We start from the raw sequence: 1,299 nt of genomic DNA on the forward strand, positions 1-1,299 counted from the left end.
AATTTAAAAAATGCTCTATTTAATAACTGTTCTTTTTCTAGCTTGGAATATAATGGGGTAAATGACTTTATAACAAATGTGGATTTCTCTTGTTCTGATGGTGTTAAGTTTGTTAATTGTGATTTTAAGGGCGTTAATATTGATAATATTTTGATTTAACATATATAATATTTCTTTAAATCAAACTTGGTGATTCTTGAAGAATGTAAATTAATAGCTTGTATAAATGTTGATAGTTCAACTCGCATGCAAGTTCTGAATAGGTACATTATTGAAACAGTCACCTTTTTTATCTATTGAACCTTTAAACCGTGTTTTTCTTCCTGTTGTAAAGTAAACAAATAATGAAAGTTTTTATAATATTATGTAAAGTTCATGCTGTGGTTGAGTCAATTATGCCTTCAACGATGACTAAAGCATTCGTAAATTGTTATACGAGTGCTAATTCTTATGAAGAAGCTATAAAAAAAATTATAAATCAGTTTGTGTATGATGGAATCTATTTGGATGAAATTGAATCACCAGTTTATGAAATGCCTGTTACTAGTTGGCAGTCTCATATTCAAGAGCAATATAAATCTTTATCAAATGAAATGTTAAGTCAGATAGAGTTTGAAAATAAGATTGCTAAAGGTGAGGTTGTATATGGCATTTTTAGCGGTTTTAATTGATAGTTGGAATTTTACTTTCTTTTATTTCTATGAAGTATTTGTATTTAAAATATGACATAGGAAAAGTTACTTAAGAAATCAATACTTAATGGGATCTAAGTAAATGCAGAAAAGAGTAAAAGGTACAATTTTAATCGAAAAGAATAAATTGTTGTTTGAGGACAACAATTTATTCTCCGGAATTGTGTTTTTTGAAAAAGATAATGGTTTTTTAACTGCACATTATGTAGAACAAGGAGAGATTACTGATGAGTACATTCCTTTCTGTTTACCAGATGATGTCGATAAAAATGTAAAGATCATTGATGGTGATACTATTGAATTTGATGGAGAGAGAGCCATTATAAATGATGGTGAAATCTATAGTGGTATAGCTATAGATTTTGATCACAATGGATATTCATATATTGAAGAATATTATGATGAAGATGGTATAAGAGCTTCTGACGTCTGTTGGAATAAAGACATGACAGTGAGGTCTTTTTATTTAGATCATGGAATAATTTCTGAAAGTGGAGAATTAGAAAATAATAATCTAAAATCATATGGATTAATTGGGTATTTATATATGAATTTTAATTGTGAAGGGGAGGTTGAATATATAAGAATTAATAAGAAAGTTGAAAAT

At 27.7% G+C, this 1,299-nt stretch carries 2 protein-coding genes; both read left to right on the plus strand.

Translation table 11 applies throughout. The annotated features are described in order from the left end of the window. The first annotated feature begins 395 nt into the window (after nt 1–395). Nucleotides 396–671, plus strand: a complete 276-nt coding sequence (locus tag ACH63V_RS18045) for a hypothetical protein (protein WP_396464317.1) — start codon at nt 396–398, stop codon at nt 669–671. 103 nt (nt 672–774) lie between these two features. After that, nucleotides 775–1,299: hypothetical protein (locus ACH63V_RS18050; protein ID WP_396464318.1), on the plus strand; the 525-nt coding region annotated here is incomplete at its 3' end.

The organism is Acinetobacter sp. ABJ-A23_2 (genome assembly GCF_044538765.1).
Taxonomy (GTDB): Bacteria; Pseudomonadota; Gammaproteobacteria; order Pseudomonadales; family Moraxellaceae; genus Acinetobacter; species Acinetobacter nosocomialis_A.